At 37.9% G+C, this 24,673-nt stretch carries 24 protein-coding genes and 2 riboswitches; of the genes, 22 read left to right on the forward strand and 2 right to left on the reverse strand.

Annotated features, from left to right (window positions below):
- Nucleotides 1-186: 186 nt before the first annotated feature.
- Complete coding sequence (locus tag AC0L8O_RS09035; RefSeq protein ID WP_473447429.1) at nucleotides 187-1,599, forward strand: sugar porter family MFS transporter; 1,413 nt, start codon at nucleotides 187-189, stop codon at nucleotides 1,597-1,599.
- A gap of 169 nt (nucleotides 1,600-1,768) precedes the next feature.
- Here the strand turns inward: AC0L8O_RS09035 and hxlB are convergent, their stop codons facing one another.
- Nucleotides 1,769-2,326 carry a 6-phospho-3-hexuloisomerase gene (gene hxlB, locus AC0L8O_RS09040; protein ID WP_473447431.1) on the reverse strand — a complete coding sequence of 186 codons (558 nt, stop codon included), beginning with the start codon at nucleotides 2,324-2,326 and terminating at the stop codon, nucleotides 1,769-1,771.
- A gap of 12 nt (nucleotides 2,327-2,338) precedes the next feature.
- On the reverse strand, nucleotides 2,339-2,980 hold the full coding sequence (gene hxlA, locus AC0L8O_RS09045; protein ID WP_473447433.1) for a 3-hexulose-6-phosphate synthase: 642 nt from the start codon (nucleotides 2,978-2,980) through the stop codon (nucleotides 2,339-2,341).
- Between the two features lie 145 nt (nucleotides 2,981-3,125).
- Between hxlA and AC0L8O_RS09050 the strand changes: the two genes are divergently transcribed.
- The 21 genes from AC0L8O_RS09050 (at nucleotide 3,126) to AC0L8O_RS09150 (ending at nucleotide 24,545) form a co-directional block, all read left to right on the forward strand.
- Nucleotides 3,126-3,491, forward strand: a complete 366-nt coding sequence (locus AC0L8O_RS09050; protein ID WP_473447435.1) for a winged helix-turn-helix transcriptional regulator — start codon at nucleotides 3,126-3,128, stop codon at nucleotides 3,489-3,491.
- Nucleotides 3,492-3,940: 449 nt separating this feature from the next.
- Nucleotides 3,941-4,330, forward strand: a complete 390-nt coding sequence (locus AC0L8O_RS09055) for a hypothetical protein (RefSeq protein WP_473447438.1) — start codon at nucleotides 3,941-3,943, stop codon at nucleotides 4,328-4,330.
- Between the two features lie 944 nt (nucleotides 4,331-5,274).
- Nucleotides 5,275-6,528, forward strand: a complete 1,254-nt coding sequence (locus tag AC0L8O_RS09060) for an exosporium leader peptide (protein WP_473447441.1) — start codon at nucleotides 5,275-5,277, stop codon at nucleotides 6,526-6,528.
- 424 nt (nucleotides 6,529-6,952) lie between these two features.
- Nucleotides 6,953-7,219 (forward strand): GerAB/ArcD/ProY family transporter, encoded by a 267-nt coding sequence (locus AC0L8O_RS09065; RefSeq protein ID WP_473447444.1) that lies wholly within the window; start codon nucleotides 6,953-6,955, stop codon nucleotides 7,217-7,219.
- 453 nt (nucleotides 7,220-7,672) lie between these two features.
- A riboswitch (cobalamin riboswitch) is annotated at nucleotides 7,673-7,873 on the forward strand.
- Nucleotides 7,874-8,066: 193 nt separating this feature from the next.
- Nucleotides 8,067-9,614: an ABC transporter substrate-binding protein gene (locus tag AC0L8O_RS09070; RefSeq protein WP_473447447.1), complete on the forward strand. Its 1,548-nt coding sequence runs from the start codon at nucleotides 8,067-8,069 to the stop codon at nucleotides 9,612-9,614.
- A 9-nt stretch (nucleotides 9,615-9,623) separates the two neighbouring features.
- Nucleotides 9,624-10,553, forward strand: coding sequence for a nickel ABC transporter permease (nikB, locus tag AC0L8O_RS09075; RefSeq protein WP_473447449.1), 930 nt, complete (start codon nucleotides 9,624-9,626; stop codon nucleotides 10,551-10,553).
- 13 nt (nucleotides 10,554-10,566) lie between these two features.
- Nucleotides 10,567-11,394, forward strand: coding sequence for an ABC transporter permease (locus AC0L8O_RS09080; RefSeq protein ID WP_473447452.1), 828 nt, complete (start codon nucleotides 10,567-10,569; stop codon nucleotides 11,392-11,394).
- A gap of 1 nt (nucleotide 11,395) precedes the next feature.
- Entirely contained in the window at nucleotides 11,396-12,115 is a 720-nt protein-coding gene (locus tag AC0L8O_RS09085) for an ATP-binding cassette domain-containing protein (RefSeq protein ID WP_473447454.1), read from the forward strand.
- Nucleotides 12,115-12,885 carry an ABC transporter ATP-binding protein gene (locus AC0L8O_RS09090; protein WP_473447457.1) on the forward strand — a complete coding sequence of 257 codons (771 nt, stop codon included), beginning with the start codon at nucleotides 12,115-12,117 and terminating at the stop codon, nucleotides 12,883-12,885. Before AC0L8O_RS09085 ends, AC0L8O_RS09090 begins: the two co-directional genes overlap by 1 nt.
- A 98-nt stretch (nucleotides 12,886-12,983) precedes the next feature.
- Nucleotides 12,984-13,161: riboswitch (cobalamin riboswitch) on the forward strand.
- A 140-nt stretch (nucleotides 13,162-13,301) separates the two neighbouring features.
- Complete coding sequence (gene cobJ / locus AC0L8O_RS09095; RefSeq protein ID WP_473447460.1) at nucleotides 13,302-14,924, forward strand: precorrin-3B C(17)-methyltransferase; 1,623 nt, start codon at nucleotides 13,302-13,304, stop codon at nucleotides 14,922-14,924.
- A gap of 9 nt (nucleotides 14,925-14,933) precedes the next feature.
- Nucleotides 14,934-15,710, forward strand: a complete 777-nt coding sequence (gene cobK / locus AC0L8O_RS09100) for a precorrin-6A reductase (RefSeq protein ID WP_473447463.1) — start codon at nucleotides 14,934-14,936, stop codon at nucleotides 15,708-15,710.
- Nucleotides 15,691-16,365, forward strand: coding sequence for a precorrin-8X methylmutase (locus AC0L8O_RS09105; RefSeq protein WP_473447466.1), 675 nt, complete (start codon nucleotides 15,691-15,693; stop codon nucleotides 16,363-16,365). The genes cobK and AC0L8O_RS09105 overlap by 20 nt, the downstream gene beginning before the upstream one ends.
- A complete protein-coding gene (locus tag AC0L8O_RS09110; RefSeq protein ID WP_473447469.1) occupies nucleotides 16,340-17,476 on the forward strand; it encodes a cobalt-precorrin-5B (C(1))-methyltransferase in 1,137 nt (378 codons plus the stop codon). Before AC0L8O_RS09105 ends, AC0L8O_RS09110 begins: the two co-directional genes overlap by 26 nt.
- Nucleotides 17,451-18,644, forward strand: coding sequence for a precorrin-6y C5,15-methyltransferase (decarboxylating) subunit CbiE (gene cbiE / locus AC0L8O_RS09115; protein ID WP_473448783.1), 1,194 nt, complete (start codon nucleotides 17,451-17,453; stop codon nucleotides 18,642-18,644). The genes AC0L8O_RS09110 and cbiE overlap by 26 nt, the downstream gene beginning before the upstream one ends.
- Nucleotides 18,644-19,348, forward strand: a complete 705-nt coding sequence (gene cobI / locus AC0L8O_RS09120) for a precorrin-2 C(20)-methyltransferase (protein ID WP_473447472.1) — start codon at nucleotides 18,644-18,646, stop codon at nucleotides 19,346-19,348. The genes cbiE and cobI overlap by 1 nt, the downstream gene beginning before the upstream one ends.
- A complete protein-coding gene (gene cobM / locus AC0L8O_RS09125; protein ID WP_473447476.1) occupies nucleotides 19,348-20,130 on the forward strand; it encodes a precorrin-4 C(11)-methyltransferase in 783 nt (260 codons plus the stop codon). The genes cobI and cobM overlap by 1 nt, the downstream gene beginning before the upstream one ends.
- Entirely contained in the window at nucleotides 20,123-21,259 is a 1,137-nt protein-coding gene (locus AC0L8O_RS09130) for a cobalt-precorrin 5A hydrolase (protein ID WP_473447479.1), read from the forward strand. Before cobM ends, AC0L8O_RS09130 begins: the two co-directional genes overlap by 8 nt.
- Nucleotides 21,256-22,641 (forward strand): cobyrinate a,c-diamide synthase, encoded by a 1,386-nt coding sequence (locus AC0L8O_RS09135; protein WP_473447482.1) that lies wholly within the window; start codon nucleotides 21,256-21,258, stop codon nucleotides 22,639-22,641. The genes AC0L8O_RS09130 and AC0L8O_RS09135 overlap by 4 nt, the downstream gene beginning before the upstream one ends.
- Nucleotides 22,610-23,239, forward strand: coding sequence for a precorrin-2 dehydrogenase/sirohydrochlorin ferrochelatase family protein (locus tag AC0L8O_RS09140; protein ID WP_473447485.1), 630 nt, complete (start codon nucleotides 22,610-22,612; stop codon nucleotides 23,237-23,239). The genes AC0L8O_RS09135 and AC0L8O_RS09140 overlap by 32 nt, the downstream gene beginning before the upstream one ends.
- Nucleotides 23,236-23,997, forward strand: coding sequence for a uroporphyrinogen-III C-methyltransferase (gene cobA, locus AC0L8O_RS09145; protein WP_473447488.1), 762 nt, complete (start codon nucleotides 23,236-23,238; stop codon nucleotides 23,995-23,997). Before AC0L8O_RS09140 ends, cobA begins: the two co-directional genes overlap by 4 nt.
- Nucleotides 23,991-24,545, forward strand: coding sequence for a nitroreductase family protein (locus tag AC0L8O_RS09150; RefSeq protein ID WP_473447491.1), 555 nt, complete (start codon nucleotides 23,991-23,993; stop codon nucleotides 24,543-24,545). The genes cobA and AC0L8O_RS09150 overlap by 7 nt, the downstream gene beginning before the upstream one ends.
- Nucleotides 24,546-24,673: the final 128 nt, after the last annotated feature.

Consider the following 24,673-nt stretch of genomic DNA (forward strand, 5'->3'; position numbering starts at 1 on the left):
TGAGAATCGTTTGAGAAGAAGGCGCTCAAAATGAAAAAACCACTCGTGTAACCTATTTCAACTATTTAAGAAATAAATCATAAATAGTTGGATTAGGTTATACAAGAATCATAGTTAGTCTTATATGAAAAATCATTATTTTTGAATATGAAAGCGCTTAAATTTAAGTTGTGGAGGAGTAACAAGATGAAAAATAACCGATATATTCTTACAGTTGTCTTAACTGTTGCATTAGCCGGCTTTCTTTTCGGTTACGACACAGCTGTTATCTCTGGTGCAGAACAGTCTGTACAAAGATACTTAATTGATACCTTAGGGTTAGGCTCGTTTGCTCATGGGTTAACCGTGTCAAGTGCATTATTTGGATGTGTGGTAGGAGGCATCATTTCAGGGTACCTTGCCAATAGAATAGGGAGAAAGAAAACATTAATAATAGCTGCTATTTTGTTCTTTTTATCAGCGTTAGGTAGTGCTTATCCGGAACTGCTATTTTTCACAAAAGACCAGCCTACCATTGGTTTGTTGCTAATGTTTAATTTGTACAGGATTATAGGTGGAATTGGAGTTGGGATTGGTTCTGCTATCGCTCCTGTATATATAAGTGAAATCTCACCTCAAGGAAGTAGAGGAAAGTATGTGGCACTGTACACATTAGCGATCGGAGTCGGTGCGCTAGTCGTATATATTGTAAACTTATCGATTGTATCCGGTCAGAGTTCTGCATGGATTGATGATATTGGATGGAGATATATGTTTGCTTCAGAAATGATACCGGCTTTTCTCTTTTTTATTTTACTATTTTTCGTACCAGAAACCCCGAGATATCTTTCTATAAAAAAAGATTATCATCAAGCCTTATCTATTCTGGAAAAAGTAAACGGTTCTAAAAATAGGGCACAAGAAATAATGGATGATATAAAAACTTCTTTATTAAATCAAACAACAGGTAAAGCTCATATTTTCTCATATGGAAAACTAGTCATCGGTATAGGAATAGCTATTGCAATATTACAACAATTAATCGGAATTAATGTTATTTTATATTATGCCCCAAGGATTTTTGAAGAATTGGGTGCCGGTCAAAATGGATCTATGTTGCAAACTGTTATTGTTGGTGTTATCAATGTTGTATTTATGGCCTTGGCTATTTTGTTTGTAGATAGCTGGGGCCGAAAGCCATTATTAATTGGAGGATCTATTGGTTGTGCAGTAAGCCTGTTTACTGTAGCAGCATTAGCATCAATGGACATATTTGGGCTTTCAACATTACTATTCATCTTATTATATGTTGCCAGTTTTCAATTTTCATGGGGAGTCGTTACATGGGTCATCGTCTCTGAAATTTTTCCAAATAAGATTCGTGGTCAGGCGACATCAATTGCAGTAGCTTTACATTGGTTGGCTAATTTAACGATTTCATCTACATTCCCGCCATTAAACGATCTTTTTGGTGGTATGACGTTTGGCATCTATGGATTTATTAGTCTATTAGCTGTATTTTTCATATGGAAGATGGTTCCTGAAACGAAAGGGAAAACACTTGAGGAGCTGGAGGAAATTTGGGGTAAGGATCGTGAAGAGAGAAAAGAAGCTATATAGTTAATAATGCCCCACAGATGTCAGGTTTTTAAGAGGGATTGACTTTTTCTATCAATCAAGAAGATTTCAAATATAATAGTAGAAACTCGGAAAAGAAATACATTCACTGAAAAAATTTATAAGCAGAAGTGTATGAACTTCATACATTTCTGCTTATAATATCACATTGCTATTCGAGGTTAGCATGTTTAGTAAACATGGATTTAGAATTTAATCCTTCTAGCTCCATATATCTTAATATTAAACTATCGAAAAACAGTAACAGCGTTTGTTCAAAAAGTGATGCCATTGGTTGAATCGTTTGATACTCGCTGGTCTCCTGATCTTTAGGAGAACCAGGCATTTTGACAATAATATCGGCTAGTTTTCCAATGGTGGATTCAGGATTAATTGTTACAACAGCCACTTTAGACCTATAACCTTTTGCTTTCTCAGCCATGGAAATTAAGCTTTTTGTTTCTCCTGATCCTGAAGCAATAATAAGTAAATCATTTTCTGCGATATTAGCCGTAACTGTTTCACCGACAACATATGAATCGATTCCCATATGCATCATTCTCATGGCAAATGATTTTCCCATAAAACCTGATCGGCCTGCACCTGCAACAAACACTTTATTTGAGGATCTAATGGCTTTAACTAAACCCTCGGCATCAGCATCCGTAATATACTTAACAGAATGGTTTAATTCTTCCAATACTTTTGAAAGATAATAAGATGTTTCCATATATTGCCCCGATTATACTAAAGTAGCTTCTTTAACTAATTTTTGCATTTCAGATGCGACCGCTTTTTTGTCATCTTTCCCTGTTATTCCGCCACCGACAATAACTAAATCGGGTTGAGCAGCAATGACTTCCGGTAGTGTTTCTAGTTTAATTCCGCCAGCTACAGCCGTTTTTGCGTTCGATACAACACGTTTGATTGTGCGTAATTGCTCAAAGGAATTTTCTCCTGCAGCTTGAAGATCGTAACCTGTATGTACGCAAATATAGTCAACGCCAAGAGCATCAATTTCTTTGGCACGTTGTTCAATATCTTTCACATTAATCATATCAACTAAGATTTTTGTACCATGTTTTTTTGCTTCTTCAACCGCACCTATAATTGTTGCATCATCTGTTGCACCAAGAATTGTGACAATTCCGGCACCTGCTTCAGAAGCCTTCATCACTTCATAGCCCCCGGCATCCATAACCTTTAAATCTGCTAAAACTGTAAGATTTGGAAATGCTTCTTTTACTTCTTTAACTGCTCTTAATCCTTCGTTAATAACGACTGGTGTACCAATTTCAACAATATCTATAAATTCCTGAACTTCACCCACCACTTGTTTTGCTTCTTCGATATTTACTAAATCTAATGCTAGTTGTAATTCCATCTTATTTCCTCCTTAACGGCTACTGTTTGAGTTTTCTTACAGTATCAATTATATTAGAATTATTCAAAACTAAAAGTACGCACTTTTAAATCATATAGTGTATAAAAGTATACTAATTGCTATTGAGTATACAAAGGAGGAACCCATGAGCCGTTTTGATGAGAAGACATTTAATTGCGAAAAAGAACTAACATTACAAGTGATTGGTGGAAAATGGAAAATGCTAATCATGTGGCATTTAGGAAAGGATGGAACACTGCGTTTCAACCAATTAAAATCATTGATTCCAGGAATCACACAACGTATGTTAGTCAATCAGTTAAGAGAACTTGAAGAAGACTTAATCGTTCATCGTGAAGTATATCCAGTTGTACCTCCGAAAGTGGAATACTCTTTAACCGAACAAGGAAAGACATTAATGCCGATCTTAGAGTCAATGTACGAGTGGGGAAAGAATTATCGAAAAAAATATTTAGAACACACAACATTCACAGAGGATGATGCCAAATAAAGATAGAGTGCTAGGTGTAAATTTTCATCAACCTACGATATGGTAAATCATAAAAAGAAAAAGTCAAACTGAATAATTATTAGAGAAGCGATATAGTCGTTTCTCTATTTTTATATTGAGTGGGCTTGAGGGCTAAGGTATTTCTATTATCGGTTTAATAAAAGACTTACTATAGAAATAGGTTCTGTAAAAATTTGGATTTCGTAAGCGATCGGGTTAAATTAAGGAATAACAATCTAAATATTGTGAAGAAATATACTTAAACTAACGCGGCAGTACAGCTTAACTAGAAAGAATAATCAATTTCATATCGAATCCATTACGAGTATGTATGACCAGATTGGATAGTAAATAGAAGTTAATTATGAAAGGTGATCAGGAGAGATTGAAGGATCAGGTTAATCTAATAAAAAAGAAAACTTCACGGTAAAAAAAGGGGAGATTTAAAAGTGTTAGATAAATCATTACCATACTTTAATGTAATAATGAAAAGAAGCTTTGTTAAGCCAATTACAAATGTTGAATTGCCAAAAGGATACTCGTTTTCCTGGTTCACTGAAGGTAAAGAAGAACAATGGGCCAAAATTGTAACATCTGTTGGTGAATTCCAAAATACTGAAGAAGCGCTTAAATACTTTCATTCTCATTATTCACCTTATTTTGATGAACTAAGAAAACGACTTCTATTTGTTCAAAATAAAGGTGGTGAGGAAATTGGTACAATCACAAGCTGGTGGGATTTTGGAGGGCCGGAAAAAGTACCATCCATTCATTGGTTCGCAGTAAAAAAAATTATCAGGGCTATGGACTTGGGAAGGCTTTGGTATCTGAGTGCTTAAATAGATTCCTATTTTATGAAGGTTAAAAAGATGTATTTTTACATACACAGACTTGAAGTTATAAAGCAATTGGGCTTTATCTTAAGGCAGGTTTCGAAATTATGGCGGAGGAAAGTTTTGCACATTACAAAAATGATTATGAACAAGCAATGCCTGTCTTGAAAGAAGTATTAAATTTATAGACTTTTTTGAACAAACGGGGAAGTTCAAAAAGAACTTTTAGCCCGAGTGGGTAATTGCTAGCATAAGGAGACTAGTTCATGAATAGATATGATATGTTCAGCCAGTGATAGATCAATTAAAGAAAGATAACGGGGGACATATATGTTATATATATGATATCCAACCAAATACATTGAAACGGTGGTTTCATTTATCGTTTTAGGTATCACACATGGTGAACATATTCTATTAATTGAAAATGACAGAAATATGCTTCACAGCAATTGAGCAAAGAACAAAGAAAAAACTTACACATCATGAATAATTTTGACTTCTATTGGGCAAATGGAGATTTTTATCCTCATACAATTTCCCTATATTTGTCTAATAAAATTGATTCGTTAATTCCAATAACGATTCTGTTCGGACTTGGGGACATATTGAGTGGGGAGATCTAGAAGACATCAGTGATAAGAGCTGGAGCAATTCGAAAAAATTGCAGACTGTGTAGTAAATGAACAAGGCATCATTTCGGTATGTGCCTATGAAGCGTGCGGTTAGGTAAAAAGCAAAAATCTAGTTTTAGGTTAGGCTCTTTGTCTTATTTGTGATAGTGTTTTTATGCATAAAATCTATTGATATTATCAATGTTTGAGTAGGAGTAATGAAAGAACTTCACAATGGAAGGGCTTAATGGAAATCTTAATACTATTAGACAATCGTGCAATCAAATCTTTAATTTATGACGTAATTTATAAAATATAAAGTATTGGAGTGAGAAAATGACAAGAAAAAATAAAATAGCTAGGATGAAACTTAACGGATGTTGTCCATCAAAAACCAAACCTCCGTGCCCTCCTACCTGTCCACCAGGCCCTCGAGGCCCTCAAGGAGAACAAGGACCACAAGGAATTCCAGGATCACAAGGACCTCAAGGAGAACAAGGACCTCAAGGAAAACAAGGACCTCAAGGAGAACAAGGACCTCAAGGAGAACAAGGACCTCAAGGAAAACAAGGACCTCAAGGAGAACAAGGACCTCAAGGAGAACAAGGACCTCAAGGTATACCAGGACCCGGATGTATAGAACCTCCTCCAGTAGCCACTCAAATTGTGTATGTAAATAAAGCTGGTAACGATGCAACAGCTGATGGTAGTGAATGTGATCCATTCTTGACCGTTACTGCAGCCATGGCATTTATCACAGATGCTTCTCCAACTAAACGATATGCTATCTCCATAGGACCCGGTACTTATACCGAACCATTAATTCATCTCAAGGCAAATGTACAATTGGTTGGAACTAATCATTTATTAACTCGATTAGCCATCCCTTTTGATATTGATGATCCATCATGGGATGGCAATCTTAATGTCGATAATCGTTCAGGTTTTGCAGACCTATCATTATTGACAGGACCCCTTAATTTTGACTTTTCAACAAATGCCATTACACCTTCCACTGGTAGATTATTCTTTGTTAGCGTTAATATTAGTCCGACGCCAGTCTTTACAGGAAATAGTACTTTTCTTAGTCAAATAAATATCCGTGACTCTCAATTATTCGGAGGGTATACACAGAATGGAGCCAATGTAACAATGTTCGCTTCCTATGTTGGAGGAGTACCTTTACCTTTACCACAACCAGTCATCACTATAAATTCTATTGTACCGTATGATACTCAAGTGCATCTTATCGGGGGAGGTACGGATGGTGATGTAGTCGTTAATGTGACAAACGGAACCGTTCCTATCGATCCTTTCGATCTCCTTAGCTTCGCTATTAAAGGTAGTTTAACTGTTAACGGAGTAAACACTGTTGCTACGAGAATTAGGGCAACTGTAGATTCTATACCTGTACGTAGTAGAGTAACTTTAACAGGAAATACCAGAATTGAATATTTGGATGATGCTGCTGGTTTAGGTTACACGCCAACTAATACAGGAGATTGGTTAGATCCTGACCCAACGACAGTACAAGAAGCCTTAGATAGAATGGCAGCTATTATAGCTGCAAATCATGGTCCTATACCGTAATAAGTACAAACTGATTGTAACAGTAGAAAATTATTTAAGGACTTTACTTTGAGTCACCCATTCCTCAAAGTAAAGTCCTTTCTTTATTTTATGAAAATCTACCATTATTTACTCAACAAATAACTTTCTTCCAGATCCTTTGCTATTCATATCGTTGATGAGGTGAATGAAAACCTGCTAAACTTCAGCCTAATGAGAATGAAATAGTAAACGATGTACAAAGGAATATTGTTTTTTGAAAGGTTGTCCCTTGATTAAGACTGTTTAAAAAAAGTAGATAAACTAAAACCATTTAAGGGGTATCTCTTTTAGACTAATTTGTAAAACTTAGGAAAGAATAGGAGCTGTATATATAGCTTGAAAAAAGGTGGAATCACTTTTGATAGATAACAAAAAAATCTCTCCACTTCAATTCGGATTATAAGTGGTTGTTTTTACGATAGGCAGCTCTATTCTCCTTACCCCTTTAGGACTAGCAAGTATAGCATCACTATTCGGAATAGGGATATCAATGATTATCGTTATTTTATTTAGTGTTTTAGCTAGACATTATCCGGGCTACAATTTTGTTGAATACTGTGAAATAATATTGGGGAAATGGCTAGGAAAAATAATTGCTGTTTCATTTGTGTATTTTTCTTTTGTTGGCGCATCGAGTTTATTATTTGATATGGGGTGTATTAGCTTGTAATGGGTTTTTATTACTTTCTCTCATTATCTTAGAAAAGAAAAAGAGAAATTTCTTAAAGAAAAGAATCCATGAAGATGAAACTATATCATAACAGATTAGATTGTTTTTAATAAAGAAGCTTATTATAGATAAAATGTATCCAAAGAAAAGGTAATCGGTTGATTTTGCAGAATACTTTTTCGTAAGTACCAGTAAATTTCCCGATATGTGTGTTCATATTTGACATTTAACCAGAAGTTAGTAGAAGAAATTAAGGGTGTTTCTATTATATTATTTGTCTCAGATATATTAATAAAAATGGGAAATATCGTTTGTTCCTTTTATGAATTGAAGGATAGAGTTTAAGAGTGTAAGGTTAAATTTAAGTTGTAACCCTCTAAATATTATTATCAATTAACATAAGTCTTAATTTTTTGCCATTATTTCATTATTGTATGGTATTATGTAAAAAACTTCATAATTATTAATATAGGTGCTATACCTTTCTCAAAGATAGATAGCTTAAAAGGGAAGTTTGGTGAAAATCCGACACGGTTCCCGCCACTGTAATTTTTGAGCAACTTGCATAATGTCACTGCTTTTTATGAGAAAAGCGGGAAGGCGCAAGTTGTGTAGAAGATAAGTCAGGAGACCTGCCTATATGAACATCACTGATAAACCTACGGGAAAATAGGGAGGTGGCTAGTTTTGCTTATCATATTTTGTGGATTTTTAGACACTACCTGTGTATTTTTCTAAGGCATTTCTGACCTCTTAAGTCAGGAGTGCTTTTTATTTTGAATTATTTAACACGGGTGCACAGAAGTAAAAAAGCCTGTTGTAACAATTGTTTTTAGGAGGAGAAGAAATGAAGAAAAGGTACAAAAGCTTGGCTACATGGTTTTTTATGGCATTATTCCTTATTGCATTAGTAGGTTGCTCAGCTAACGAGGAAGAACAAGTAGCTAATGACAGCAAAGAAGTGGGTGAAAAGACTGCTACCTTAGCCTTTACTTGGAGTCCATCAAGTTTAGATCCACATAGTGAAGATAGCTGGGAGGTAATGCGATCAGGAACTGCAGAAACCTTAATTAAATTAAATGAAGAATTAGTACCTATACCATGGTTGGTAAAATCATGGGAGCAAGTAGATGATCGTACTTGGTTGTTCCGTCTGCAAGAAAATGTAACATTTCATAACGGAAAAGTAATGGATGCAACGGCTGTAAAGAATTCTTTACAACGTGCCATTGAAAATAATCAAGGAACAAATGATTTATTAAAAATTAAATCTATGGAAGTTGTTTCAGAAACAGAGTTAAAAATTGAAACAACAGAAATTAATGCTGCACTAATCTCAAACTTAGCAGCGCCAGGCACGATTGTCGTGGATGTGGATTCTCTAGATAAAGAGGATAGCTATCCGGCGTTTACTGGTGTATATATGATAAAACAATTTAACCAAGACGAATCTCTAATTGTACATCGTTATGAAGACTATTGGGGTGAAAAAGCAAAACTAGCTGAAGTAACGATTAAGTTTATTGCTGACGGTAATACGAGATTAATGGCTTTACAATCTGGAGATGTAGATGGTGCAACCGATATTTCAGTTGACAACATTGAAGTTTTAGAAAAAAATGATGAATTTGAGGTTTTAACAGCTAAATCATTACGTACACATTTGATGATGTACAATTTGGAATCTCCCATATTTAAGCAATTAGCTATTCGAAAAGCTGTCGATTCATTAATTCCACGCCAAGAAATTGTGGAATCTGTTATGAAAGGTCAAGGAACTGTAGCAGTTGGTCCATTCTCACCAGTTTTACCATTTGGACAATTAAATGAAACACAGGAAGATGTTTCTGTTGAACAGTTAATGCACCAAGATGGTTGGACAAAAGGCAAAGATGGTTTGTGGGAAAAAAACGGGAAAGTATTTGAAGCCACCCTCTTATCATTCCCACAACGTCCTGAGCTAACTGTTATGGCAGAGGTTATTCAAAGCAAATTACTTGAACAAGGGATGAAAGTAACTATTCGCCAAGTAGAGAATATTGATGAAACACTGAATAATGAAGAATGGGATTTAGCCATGTATAGTATGCTTACTGCTCATACAGGTAGTCCAAATTTTTTCTTAGAGGTTTTCTATAAATCGAATAGTTCATCAAACAAAAACCATTTTGCTTCACAGACAGTTGATGAAATGATCAATGAATTACATCAAACAACTGATTCAGAAAAAATGAATTCTTTAGCAATCCAAATTCAAGAGGAAATTGGAAAGGAAGTACCTCATTCATATATTGTATATCCAAATACTGTATTTGCAGTGAACAATAAATTGAAAGGCTTTGAGGCATTTTCAATCGAGTATTACTATAATAATGCCAATGTTGACAAAGAGTAATCATACATTATGCAAAAATTCGTACTACAACATACTCTTCAATTATTTCTTGTTATTTTTTTTGTATCGACGCTAACATTTTTATTGGTTAGAATTTCGCCTGGAGATCCGGCAACGATTATGTTAAAAGCCAATGATGTTCCTGTTTCTGATGAAGCTATTTATGCACTAAAGAGTGAACTAGGCTTAACAAATTCTATTGGCGTTCAATATATTGAATGGTTACAGCAAATATTTACTGGGCAATGGGGCGAGTCATATGTTTCAGAAAGGCCGGTCATAAGTGAGTTGTTTGCGAGGTTACCAGCTACGTTAGAGCTAGCATTTGCAGGGCTTGGCGTTATGTTATTAGTGACTTTGATTTTAGGAATCTCTACGGCTGTTTATGAAAATGGAGTAGTGGATAAAATAGGGCGTGTATTAGCACTCTTAGGTTCAGCGATACCTACATTTTGGTTAGGATTCTTATTTATGTATCTTTTCTCAGTTCACTTTGGATGGTTACCATCAATGGGAAGAAATAATTGGGAAAATTTAATTTTACCAGCGACAACATTAGGTTTCAGCCTTGGGACAGTATATGCGCGAGTTTTGCGCATGCAAATGCTGGAGATGTTGCAGCAACCATTTGTTAAGGCATCTAGAGCAAGAGGAATATCGAAAAATAGGATTTTAGTATTTCAAGTATTCAAGCATGCTTTATTACCAATTGTAACGATGGTTGGTACAAGCTTTGCATATATGCTAGGCGGAAGTATCATTGTAGAAACAATTTTTTCATGGCCAGGTTTAGGTCGATATGTCATAGAATCTATTAATATGCGAGATTATCCTGTCATTCAAGGTTATGTTGTTTTTGCAGCTATTTTATTTGTATCCATTCATATGCTAGTAGATTGTATCTATTTACTCATTGATCCACGTTTAAAAGTTCGATAGGAGGAGGCAGATAATGTTGAAGAGATTCAAGCAAGTAAATATTGGTTTGCTTGCAGGGGGCGGAATCCTATTTTGTTTTTCTTTGCTAGGATTATTTGCACCATGGATTGCACCTCATGATCCAATAGCAGTAAATTTGGCCGATAGATTACAGTCATCAAGTTGGGTTTATCCATTTGGAACAGATCATCTGGGACGCTGTATCTTATCTCGTATTATTTTTGGTATTCGAATAAGTGTAACATCGGCTTTGATCATCATGTTCTTCACTATGTTAATTAGTATTCCAATTGCGTTATTAACAGGTTATGTAAGAGGACGTACAGATTCTTTTATGATGAGGATCATCGATAGCACTTTAGCCATTCCAGATATTGTGCTAACGATTGCGATAGTAGGCTTATTAGGTCCCGGTTTAGTAAATATGCTGTTCGCCATTGTAGTCGTTCGTTGGGCAAGTTATGTTCGCTTTATTCGAAGTCTTGTTGTAAAAATATCTCAAGAAAATTATATCCTATCAGCAAGAATGGCTGGAAATACTCATTTTCGTATTTTAAAACGTTATGTACTTCCTCAAATAGGGATGCCTATCATGGTTTTTAGTGCCTTAGATATGGGCAAGATTGTTTTGAATATTGCCGGTCTTTCCTTTTTGGGATTAGGCACTCAGCCACCCACACCTGATTGGGGTGCAATGCTAAATGATGCGATTGGATATTTCCAGACTTCTCCACATGTTATGTTTTTCCCTGGTTTATCTATTGTTTTATTTGTCCTAGCATGTCAGTTAGTAAGTGAAAAACTGGGGATAATGAATAGGACAGTAGGTAAGGAGGCATAAAATGGTGGAAGGAAGCCCATTATTAAAGGTTGAGCATATAGAAGTTACATATAAACATAGGCAGCAGCAAAAAGTGATTATTCAAGATGCATCTTTCATGTTATATCCAGGAGAAATAGTTGCAATGACTGGTAAAAGTGGTGCGGGTAAAAGTATTGTATCAAATGCAATAGTTGGATTACTAGATAAAGGGTTACATGTGACAAAAGGGCAAATTCTATTTGAAGGGAAAAATATTGTGGACTTTAGTGAGAAGCAATTTGAAAATTTAAGAAGACAGAGTATTGCCATGATGATTCAACATTCATTAAACGGATTAGACCCAATTAGGCTAGTAAAAAAGCAGATGTTAGAGACAATTCGACAGAGAAAGCTAGGTACAAATCAAGAAGTTGAACAACTATTGCATCATCTGCTCACCCAAGTCGGTTTTTCCGAACCGGAACAAATTCTTCGTTCATATCCATTTGAGTTAAGCGGCGGAATGAGGCAGCGAGTATTATTGGCGTTGATCGTAGGTTTAAAGCCGAAAATATTAATTGCTGATGAACCAACAACTGCACTTGATATCGTAAATCGTGAAAAAGTATTAAGGTTATTAAAGCAGTTACAACGTAATCTAGGATTAACAGTACTTCTCATTTCACATGATGAAAACAGTATAAAAAAGTATGCGGATCGTGTCATTCATATGAATGAAGGAGGGGTACTTTCATCATAATGTTAGAATTAAAGCAAGTGACAAAAGAGTATCCTATTCGATTTCGAAGAGGGAAAAGCAAGAAAAAAATGGCTGTTAACAATGTTAACTTAACCATTTCAACAGGTGAAAGCGTAGCACTTGTAGGTGAGAGTGGGAGCGGAAAAAGTACCATTGCAAAATTAATCATGCGAATGGAGAAACAAACTTCCGGGCAAATTTTATGGAATGGACATAGCATTGACTCAAAACAATTAAAATTTAGTACATTCTATAAAAACTTCCAAATGGTATTGCAAGATTCTTCAGCCTCATTGCATCCTAAAATGCGTATTGAAGAGATCCTATCAGAGCCTATTCGTAATTTTTTTCCAGATCAAAAGAATTGGTATGAAGAATGTAAGAAACTATTGGATGTAGTAGGCTTGGACTCGTCATTTTTGGAGTATTTTCCTAATCAATTAAGTGGTGGGCAAAAACAACGTATTTGTATTGCAAAAGCTTTAGCCGTTAAGCCGAAACTCATTATTTTAGATGAATCTATCGCTAGCTTAGATCGTCCTTCTCAACAATCAATTCTAGAAAGTTTAAGATCTTTTCAAATACAAAACGGGACAAGTTATCTATTCATTACCCATGATTTACAGTCCACTAAACAACTATGCAAACGTATAGAAGTAATGCATCAAGGGGAAATCGTAGAGACTATTACACATTGGGAACGCTGGCAGCTAAAGCACCCATATTCACAATTACTATTTGATACCATGAGCCAACGTAATGAAGCATGATATCAACTTAAAAAGGGGTTTTCTACATAAGCTTTTATGATATTTACAAAAAATAGTATATTAACTTACGAGATTGTATGTTATATTAATAAAAAATTTAATAATGTATTTAAATAAGTGCTCACATATGTGAGGTAAAAGGGAAACTAGTGAAAGTCTGGTACTGCCCCCGCAACTGTAAGAGCTGATGAAATTACAATACCACTGAGATATCGGGAAGGTGTAAGAGTAAAAAGAAGCTTAAGTCAGGAAACCTGCTTATTTAAACGACACTTGCTTTTCGGAGGGAGAAGTATAGGCGGGACAATGTTACCTATTGTTTTTGTGTTTTTAGTATGCTTTTTTTATACTGCTATTTCACATGCCTGTATTCCTTTTAAAAGGAGTGCAGGCATTTTTTATTTGGAGGTAAGCCTATGAATAAAGGGAAAATTTTTGTTGTTGGCTTCGGTCCTGGTGATCGTGAGCATATTACAAATCGAGCTGTAGTTGCGTTGCAGCAAAGTGATTGTATTATCGGCTATAAAACATACGTGGAGCTAATTCAACATTTGGTAACAGCAAAATCCATTGTTAGTACGGGTATGACAGAAGAAGTGTCACGTGCACAGGATGCAGTAAAGAAAGCAGAAGCAGGTCAAATTGTTTCAGTCATTTCCAGCGGGGATTCAGGTGTTTATGGAATGGCTGGATTAGTGTATGAAGTGCTGATTGAGAAGGGCTGGACTGAAAAAGAAGGTATTGAAGTAGAAATTGTTCCGGGTATTTCAGCCATTAATTCTTGTGCGAGCTTACTGGGTGCACCCGTCATGCATGACTCATGCACGATCAGTCTAAGTGATCATTTAACACCTTGGACCGTAATCGAAAAGCGCATTGAAGCAGCTGCGATGGCGGATTTTGTTATAGCTTTATATAATCCGAAAAGCGGTCGACGGACACGCCAAATTGTAGAGGCGCAACATATTTTATTAAAATATCGTTCTCCAGAAACACCTGTAGGACTTGTGAAAAGTGCCTATCGGGCCAATCAAAATGTTGTGCTGACAACACTGGATAAAATGTTAGAACATGATATCGGAATGCTAACTACGGTTATAATTGGGAATTCTTCTACGTTCTTTTATGACAATAAGATCATTACACCTCGAGGTTATCAGCGTAAATATACGTTAGGTGAGGATAAGCAGAGCTTAAAACCGCATCAGCGTTTGAAAAAGGAAGCCGAACCATGGGCATTAAATCAAGAAACAGGTGAGGCACAAGCGGGTTATGAACAAATTAATAGAAAAAAACAGGAAGTTAGCTCATTAGATTTAGCTCTAAAGGCTCTATCCTTGGTGTCAAAATCGGAAATAGAACCTTCGCATTTCGTTCAGCAGACAATCGAAGACATATTTGAATTTGCTGTTTCACCTGGTGTTGCCAATAAATTTATTACCCCAAAGCAAATGAGCGTATTGGCAGAAACCATTGGCGAGACAGGCACCATGGAATATACGCCAGATCATCGTTTTTTACTTAAAGTTCCAACAGATCAGCCCGAATCGATTGTAAAAAAACTTGAACAAAATGATTTACTTGTCATGCCTGTCGGAGATGTTTTAAATCTAAAAGCTTGTGATTTTTGCTACGGTGAAAAAGCTGAATCTATACCATATGCAGAAGAAATATCATCAAAACTGGGAGGATTAAAGCTTCCAAAAGAATTACATATTGGTTTCAACGGTTGCGGGATGGCCTGTTATCGGGCTGTTTTCGATGATATCGGGATTGTTTACCGCAAGAAGAAATTTGATTTATTTATTGGCGCAAAGCCTGTTGGCCGAACAGCGCATGCTGCACAGCCAGTAGCAGAAGGGATTGAACCAGATCAGTTGCTGCCGTTATTAACGAAAATGATAGAAGAGTATAAACAAAATGCCCATCCAAATGAACGTCTTTTTAAATATTTTAAACGTGTGAAAAGAATTCAGGATTTTACCTATCAGGATATGAGCTCCAAAATTGAAATCGAGCCGGCACCATGTGGAGATTAGGAGGAACACATGATTTTATTCTTAGCAGGCACAAGTGATGCAAGAGCATTGGCCATTCACTTGCAAAATCAAGGCTATCCCTTATTAGCAACGGTTGTCACAGAATCTGCAGCCGAAAGCTTACATGCAAAAGATATACCTTGCCAAGTTGGAAGGTTATCAGTTGATGACATGATGGCAATGATTCAAAAGCAAAAGATCACCTGTGTCATCGATGCCAGCCATCCATATGCGGAAGAAGCGTCGAAAACCGCAATGGCAGCTGCAAAAGCAAGTGAAATTCCATATATTCGTTATGAAAGGCCAGAAGAACAATTTATTTCGCCTCTCATTACAGAAGTTGAAAATTATGAAGAAGCAGCTAAATTAGCTCAATCTCATAAAGGGACAGTCATGCTGACAACAGGTAGCAAAACATTGGAAATATTCACAAAACACTTAATGCATGATGATATCCGGCTTGTATGCAGAATGCTGCCAAATGTAGGAAACATGGAAAAGTGCAATCGTTTAGGTATAAAACAAAAAGACATTATTGCGATACAGGGACCATTTTCTGAATCTTTAAATAAAGCATTATGTGAGCAATACAATGTGACGCTGATGATTACAAAGGAAAGCGGCAAAGTAGGATCTGTAGATGAAAAAATGACAGCTGCTTTGCAATTAGGGATTCCTGTTATTTTAATCAAACGTCCAGCGATAAAATATGAAAATTTTTGTACTTCTTTTGAAGAAGTAACTCAATTATTGGGAGGTTTTATTCTTGGCAAACACAAACTTTAATACCAAATTTATTCCTGTAACAGTAGATCCAGACAAAATTTATGATTACAGCTTTTCCATTATCAAAGAAGAAATGGGCGAACATCCATTTACAGATGAGCAATGGTTAGTTGTTCGGCGTGTCATTCACGCTTCGGCAGATTTTGAGTTAGGCCGCAGTATGATTTTTACATCGGATGCAATTGAGGCAGGGATTCAATCCATTTTAGCGGGCCGTCATGTAGTGGCGGATGTGCAAATGATTGAAAGTGGTTCAGGTCGTAAGAGATTCCAAAAGCATGGTGGGGACTTGCATTGTTATATTGCGGATGATGATGTTTCAAAGGAAGCAAAGGCTCAAGGAACAACACGGGCTATTATTTCCATGCAAAAAGCAACGCGTTTACATCAAGGAGGAATTTATGCCATTGGCAATGCACCAACCGCCCTGCTGGAGTTAATTCGTTTAATTAAAGAAGGGATAGCAAAACCGGATTTAATTATTGGAATGCCAGTCGGCTTTGTATCAGCAGCAGAGTCGAAAGAGGAGTTAGCGGTGCTTGAAGGGATTCCATTTATTACGAATTCAGGGAGAAAGGGTGGCAGTACAGTGACAGTCGCTGCACTTAATGCCATCTCGATTATGGCAGATGAACGAGCAAAAGAAACGAAATAAAAAAGATCCTTCACAAATGCGTCACGGCTACACGACAGGAGCTTGTGCAACAGCGATGACAAAGGCAGCATTGCAAGCTCTTGTCGTAGGGAAGGTACCAGAAGAAGTCACGATTTATTTACCGGTTGGCCAGTATGCAACATTTAAAGTAACAGCATATGAAGTGTTAGACAACAGGGTAATGTGTGAAACGATCAAAGATGCCGGTGATGATCCTGATGCAACACATCAAGCTCGAATTCAGAGTACTGTTTGTTATTCAAAAGAAAAAGGCATTCATTTAGATGGAGGGATTGGTGTAGGGCGAGTAACAAAAGCGGGATTACCTGTACCAGTTGGCCAAGCAGCGATAAACCCTGTACCTCGTAAAATGATAAATAGTGTTGTAAAAGAAGCAATAGAAAAATATAAATTGAATGGCGGAATTGAAGTGGTCATTTCCGTACCAGACGGTGAAGAGATTGCTGAAAAAACATTGAATGGTCGTTTAGGCATTATAGGAGGAATTTCAATATTAGGTACGCGGGGAACAGTGGTACCATTTTCAAGTTCTGCTTATATGGCAAGTATTGTACAAGCGATCAATGTAGCAAAAGAAGCAGGATGTAAGCATGTAGTCATTACAACAGGCGGACGCAGTGAAAAATATGCGATGCAGCAGTATCCTCATTTACCAGAAGAAGCATTTATTGAAATGGGCGATTTTGTCGGTTTTACATTAAAAAATATTGCGCGTAAGAAGATTCCGAGAGTCTCTTTAGTAGGGATGATGGGGAAATTCTCAAAAGTTGCCCAAGGCGTTATGATGGTTCACTCAAAAAGCGCACCGATAAGTTTTGAGTTTTTAGCAGGCATTGCCAATAAAGTGGGTGTTGATGAGGAGACGCAGCGAGAAATTTTAAAGGCGAATACGGCTTCACAGGTTGGTGAAATGCTTCAGGGAAACGAAGCATTCTTTGCAACACTTTGCAAAAACTGCTGCTACTATGCACTGAATCATATGAATACTGACATGATCGTGTCGACAACCTTGTATGCCATGAATGGAGATTGTTTAGGAAAGGCTGAGAACATTAATGAATTGGATGAAGATGATTGGTATAGGGGATAATGGCGCGGAAGGATTGCTCCCCCAATATGTTGAGTGGATAGATGAATGTGATGTACTTGTAGGCGGGGAGCGTCATTTAACATTTTTCCCTGAATACAAAAAAGAGAAAAAAGTAATCAAAGGTGGTTTAACACCGTTAATAGATGAATTGCAGCAAGAAACACGGAATGTCGTTATTTTAGTGTCCGGTGATCCACTGTTTTATGGACTTGGCAGTGTACTTGCGAAGAAGCTTCCAATAGAAATTTATCCATATACCAGCTCGGTACAACTCGCTTTTTCTAAAATGCAGGAAAGCTGGCAGGATGCGTATATTGTCAGCTTGCATGGCCGCACCATTAAAGGATTTGCGCAAAAAATTGATGGGCGTAAAAAAGTTGCTGTTTTAACAGATGAAACAAATTCCCCTAATGAAATCGCATCATATTTAAAGCGTTTTGGCATGACAGAATATGATGCTTTTGTTGCTGAAAATCTACAAGGTGAAAAGGAGCGCTGCCGTTTCTTCAATATAGACGAAATGGAACAAAGCTCCTTTTCTCCATTGAATGTTGTGATTTTAAAACAGCGCGTGGTGGTCGAACGCGCCTCTCTTGGAATTCCGGATGATGCTTTTCTTCAAAGGAAACCAGATAAAGGATTAATTACGAAAAGAGAAATTCGGACTCTTTGTCTGCAGGAGTTAGGACTTAAGGAAAATAGCATTGTATGGGATATTGGCACCTGCACAGGTTCAGTTGCAATTGAGGCTGCGAAAATAGCTCGGGAAGGTGCTGTGTATGCAATTGAAAAAAATGAGGGTGACCTTGAAAACTGTCTGCAAAATCAATGGAAACATCGTACAGATTTTGTTGCAGTGCTGGGGAAAGCACCTGAGCGTCTGGATGAATTTCCAGATCCACATGCAATTTTTATTGGTGGAAACGGTGGAAATATGGAGCATTTATTACAAACATGTATTTCACGATTACAGCCCGATGGACGCCTTGTAATGAATATTGCCACGATCGAAAATCTGGCAGAAGCGCTGCAACATCTAAAAATATTAGGATGTGAAGTAACGATAATACAAGCACAACTTTCAAAAAGTAAGCCAATCTTACATTTAACACGTTTTGAACCGTTAAATCCAATCTATATCGTGACAGCAAAGAAAGGAAAAGAATAATGAAAATAGGAACTTTATTTGGATTAGGTGTCGGGCCTGGAGATCCAGAATTAATCACAGTAAAAGCATTTCGCAAAATGCAGGAAAGCCCGGTCATTGCTTATCCCAAAAAATTAAAGGGCAGTAAATCTTATGCCCATCGTATTGTTGAAGTGTATATTAATCCGGCGGAAAAAGAGATGCTTGGCTTGGTATTCCCCATGACAAAGGATGAGGATACCCTCCGTACAGAGTGGACGAAATCTGTGGAAGCAATTTATGGCTATCTAGTACAAGGAAAAGATGTAGCTTTTGTAACGGAAGGGGACCCGATGCTGTTCAGCACATTTATTCATTTAATGAACTTAATGAAATCGATGTACCCAGATGTCCCAATTGAAACGGTAGCAGGTATTTCTTCATTTAATGGTTCTGTTAATCGTCTAGGGATTGCATTGGCCGATGGGGATGATTATGTGGCCATGATTCCTGCTACAGAGGATATGGAAGAAATGCGTAGAGTGATTGAAACACATGATGGAATCGTCTTTATTAAAGTAGCAAAAGTATTAGACGCAATGCTCGATCTACTAGAGGAAATGAATTTATTAGAAAAAGCACATGTGGTTACAAAAGTTACATCCGACGAAGAGGTCATTTGGAAGATCAATGAGCTTCAGGGTGCAGAATTAAATTATTTGTCATGTATGGTGGTGCGTAAATAATGAAGAAAATTTGGATTATCGGAGCAGGTCCGGGAGATCCGGATTTAATCACGGTGAAAGGCTTAAAGCTATTAAAAGAAGCGGATGTTGTGATGTATACCGATTCACTTGTGAGTGAAACGTTAGTAGCGGAAGCGAAGGAGTCAGCTGAAATAATCCGCACAGCAGGGATGCATCTGCAGGAAATGGTGGATTGTATCGTCGATCGTGTTCATGCAGGCAAAAAGGTCGTTCGTTTACATACAGGCGACCCCGCGATGTACGGGGCAACGATGGAGCAAGTAGCATTATTAAAGCAGCATGAGATTAGCTATGAAGTAGTGCCGGGTGTAAGTTCTGTTTTTGCATCTGCAGCAGCTGTTGGGGCAGAACTTACGATTCCTGATTTAACTCAAACTCTTGTTTTAACAAGAGCTGAAGGACGAACACCGGTGCCTGAGCGTGAAAAATTACAGGCACTGGCAAGCCATCACTGTACAATTGCCATGTTTTTAAGTGCAACATTAACAAAGAAAATTACCAAAGAACTGCAGGCTGCTGGGTGGGCAGATGATACACCAGTTGCTGTTGTGCAGCGTGCTTCATGGCCAGATCAAAAAATTGTGCGAACAACACTGGTTGAATTAGATGAAGCAATGCGTGTTAATGGTATTCGCAAACATGCGATGATTCTGGCAGGCTGGGCATTAGACCCGCATATCCATGAAAAAAAGTATCGTTCGAAGCTATATGATAAAACCTTTACTCATGGCTTCCGCAAAGGTGTGAAGGAAAATGATTAGTTTATGTGAAGGTGAAATTCCAGTAATTGTAAAGCGGAAACCGTATGCACTCGTCGCCATTACGAAACATGGAGTCACACATGCAAGAAGCTACCTAGAAAAATTTCCGTATGCGGACCTATATTATATGAAGAAATTCGAGCAGGGCGACGAAGACATTCGTCAAATTCAGTTATTTGATGGAACAGTCCGTTTATTATTGCCCGCTTTGTTCCAGCAATATAAAGGCATCATTTGCATCATTTCCCTCGGTGCCGTTGTACGCATGATTGCTCCGCTTTTAATTGATAAAAAGAAAGATCCTGCAGTGTTAGTAGTGGATGATAAAGGTCAATATGTCATAAGCGTATTATCAGGTCACATTGGGGGTGCCAATGCCTTAACACATGAATTTGCCCATGCGATCGGTGCTGCGCCCGTCATAACAACCGCGTCAGATGTTCAAAAAACGATCCCTGTGGATTTATTTGGCGCCCAATTTGGGTGGATATGGGATAGTGAAGAAAAATTAACACCTGTTAGTGCGTCAGTAGTTAATGAAGAGCATGTTGCAATTGTGCAGGAAACAGGAGAAAAAAATTGGTGGATGTACAACCGCTCAATGCCTGAGAGTTTAAACATTTATCCAACGATTGAAGAAGCAATCAAAGCTAAGCCGCAAGCGGCCCTGCTAATTACAGATCGTTTAATTGAGGCACATGAAGAGATGCTGCTCGAGAACGGAGTTATTTATCGGCCAAAATCAATTGTACTTGGCATTGGCTGTAATCGTGGTACAACAATGGAAGAGATTGAACTAGTCATAGATGAAACATTATCAGAGCTGTGTTTAAGTAAAAAGAGTGTCAAAGCAATTGCGACCATCGATTTAAAGAAAAACGAAACAGGTCTGCTTGAATTAACTGCTAAACATAACTGGACGTTTGTCACGTACACACCAGATCAACTAAATGAAATTCCGATGCAAAACCCATCGGAAACAGTCTTTAAATATACAGGCGCGTATGGGGTCAGCGAGCCGGCCGCATTACGGTATGCGAATGCGAAAGAGTTACTGCTGGAGAAAAAGAAAAGTGGAAATGTAACGATTTCCATTGCACGTGTCAACTTTGAGGAGGAAATACGATGAATCGATTTGTTCTGGCCGGCACAGGAAGCGGTGTTGGAAAAACTACGTTCACAATCGGCATCATGAGTGCTCTTATGAAGCGTGGTTTAATCGTTCAGGGCTTTAAATGTGGACCAGATTATATTGACCCAACCTATCATACTGCTGTTACACAACGACCTTCTCGCAATATTGATAGTTTCATGATGTCACATGAAACAGTTCGCGCAATTGTCGCAAGAGCGAGCAAAGGTGCAGATGCAGCGATTATTGAAGGTGTCATGGGCTTTTATGATGGCAAATCGCCATTATCAAATGATGGTTCTGCTGCTCATATTAGTGAGATTACAAACAGCCCTGTCATTTTAATTGTCAATGCTGCTAGTATGGCAAGAAGTACGGCTGCCATCGTCAAAGGATTTCAAATGTTAGATGAAAATTCAACTATTGTGGGTGTTATTGCCAATCAATTAGGAAGTAAAAGTCATTTTGATATTGTCAAAGCAGCGATTGAACAAGAATGTGGAATTCCTGTCATTGGTTATTTGCCAAAAGGAGCTGTACCAAAGATGCCAAGTCGTCATCTGGGGTTAGTGCCAGCCATTGAACGGGGTGATTTAGATTCCTATTTTGATAGACTTTCAGAAGCAATTGAAGAAACAGTAGATATTGAACAACTGTTAAAAATTACGAAAACACAATCATTAGAAATCTCTGCATCTATTTTTGATATTAAGCCGCAAGGACAAGAAGTACATATTGCAGTTGCAAAGGATGCCGCTTTTAACTTCTATTATGAAGAAAATTTGGAATTACTCCGTGCATATGGTGCCACACTGCATTATTTTTCTCCATTAGATAATGAGAAAGTTCCGGAAAAAGCTCAAGGGTTGTATTTCGGCGGGGGTTTCCCGGAAGAGTTTGCTAAAATCTTGGCGGAAAATGAAGAAACGATGCAATCAATAAGAGCAGCGCTTAAGCGAGGGTTGCCAACATTAGCGGAGTGCGGGGGTTTTATGTATTTAACAGAGGAAATTGTGGATCGTCAAGGACAGGTATTCCCGATGCTCGGAATTATTCCGGGACGTGTGCGGATGCAGGATAAATTAGCGGCACTTGGATACCGGGAAATTACAGGTGTTCCAGGTAACTTTCTAATAAATGAAGAGGAGTGGGCAAAAGGGCATGAGTTCCATTACTCAACGTATGAGGGGAAGCATTTATCACCTGCTTATTTTAGTAAAGGCCGTTTTCGTGCTCAACAGGAAGGATATCTACATAAAAATATTGTTGCTGGATATACACACTTTCATTTTGCTTCGAATCCACAGCTTGTGAAAAATTGGCTGACAGCATGTTTGGAGGTAAACAATGAATTATTTCCCACTATTAATGAATATTGACTATAAAAAGGTTGTTGTTGTTGGGGGAGGACATGTAGCACGTCAAAAGGTGGAAGCACTGATGCCAACAAATGCGCTGGTGACGGTGATAAGCCCATCGGTAACCGAAAAATTGTATCACTATATTAAAGAGGGACATGTGACATGGAAAGAAAAAGATTTTGATCCTGCTGACTTAGATGATGCAGCACTGATATTTGCGGTAACAAATGAAGAAGAGGTAAACACTGCCGTGGAAGAAGCGACCCAGCATTGGCAATTACTCAGTCGTGCGGATGCTAAAGGACGTGTTGATTTCATCAATCCAGCAGTTGTTCGACGCGGTGATCTCGTTTTAACTGTATCAACGTCTGGAGCAAGTCCAGGTCTGACACGCAAAGTAAAGTCGGATTTAGAAGAGCAATTTGAAGGACATTACGCTCAGTATGTTTCTTTTTTAAAGGAAGCACGTCAGCTAATTTTACAAGTGTTTACAGGGAATATGAAAAAACAGCTATTAGCAGAGCTCCTGGATCCACAGTTACTAGAATGGATGGAGAAAGGTGAAAAACAAAAATGTGAAGCGTGGCTGCAACAGCGAATAGGAGAAAAACGGTGAGTGGATTTGTATATATTGTAGGAGCTGGTCCTGGTGACCCAAAACTATTGACGATTCGAGGATTAGAGTGCATTCAGCAAGCAGATGTGATTTTGTATGACCGTCTGGTGAATGTTGAATTATTAAAACATGCGAAAGCAGACGCTGAGCAGATTTATTGTGGAAAAGAACCTGGCAGGCATGGACTGATTCAAGATGAAATTCATCGTGTACTAGTGGAACAAGCTAATCTTGACAAGCAGGTTCTCCGCTTAAAAGGCGGTGATCCATTTGTATTTGGACGTGGTGCAGAAGAAGCAGCGATTTTACGGCAAGCAGATATTCCATTTGAAATCGTGCCAGGTATTACAGCGGGGATTGCGGCGCCTGCTTATGCGGGGATTCCTGTCACACATCGTGATCATGCTGCAAGCTTTGCGATTGTTACAGGTCATGGCCGCCCAGAAAAAGAGCAGGACTTTTTAAATTGGTCCGCGCTCGCTCAAATTGATACGGTGGCCTTTTATATGAGCATTGGCAATATCGAGCATATTACGAAAAGCTTAATAACCTATGGCAAAAGTGAAACAACCCCTGTTGCCGTTATTGAATGGGGAACAACCAAAAACCAGCGTACGATTACAGGTAATCTCTCCACGATTGCACATGATATTCAACTACATCGTATCACTAATCCAGCCATGATTTTAGTTGGCGAAGTGGTTCGTGTTCGAGATCAAATTACCTGGTTTATAGAAAAGGAGCATGAATTATGTTAGATGTTTTAAAAAAACGCCGTGCGATTCGCCAATTTGAAACGCGAGAAGTGGAACGTGACAAAATCGAGACATTACTAGAAGCGGCAACGTATGCACCAAATGACCGTATGCGTGAGCCCTGGCATTTCTACATATTACAGGGAGACAGCTTACACCGTTATGAGCAGGTGGCGCTTGATTATTTACAAAAACGTTTTCCAACAAAACCACATTTAGTGGAAAGCTCAATGGAAGCCATCATTAAAACTCCGCTTATCATTGTGGTGACATCTGCCATTGTTGATCACGATGAAGGTGCAACAAAAGATAATACCTTTGCAGTCAGCAGTGCGATTATGTCGATGTGGTTAATGGCCGAACAACTGGGTTTAGGAATGGTATGGCGTACACGTGGGGTAGGCTTAGTTCATGATACAGCATTACATGATTTTATAGGTGCATCAGATGGGGAACAATTAATCGGTACGTTATGTATTGGTTATCCTGCAGAAGAAATCACTACTGAAAAAAAGCGCACACCATTTGTAGAAAAAACAACTTGGTTATAAGAAGGTTTGTAAATGGCGACACGACAGGGGATGCTTTTTGCCTATAAAGTAACCGGAATAGGAATACAGAAGATTTCTATCTTAACAAGGGAAAAGCTAGGCAAAAGAAACTACGTCTTGGCGTGTTC

Source organism: Metabacillus sp. KJ11-3 (assembly GCF_055808295.1).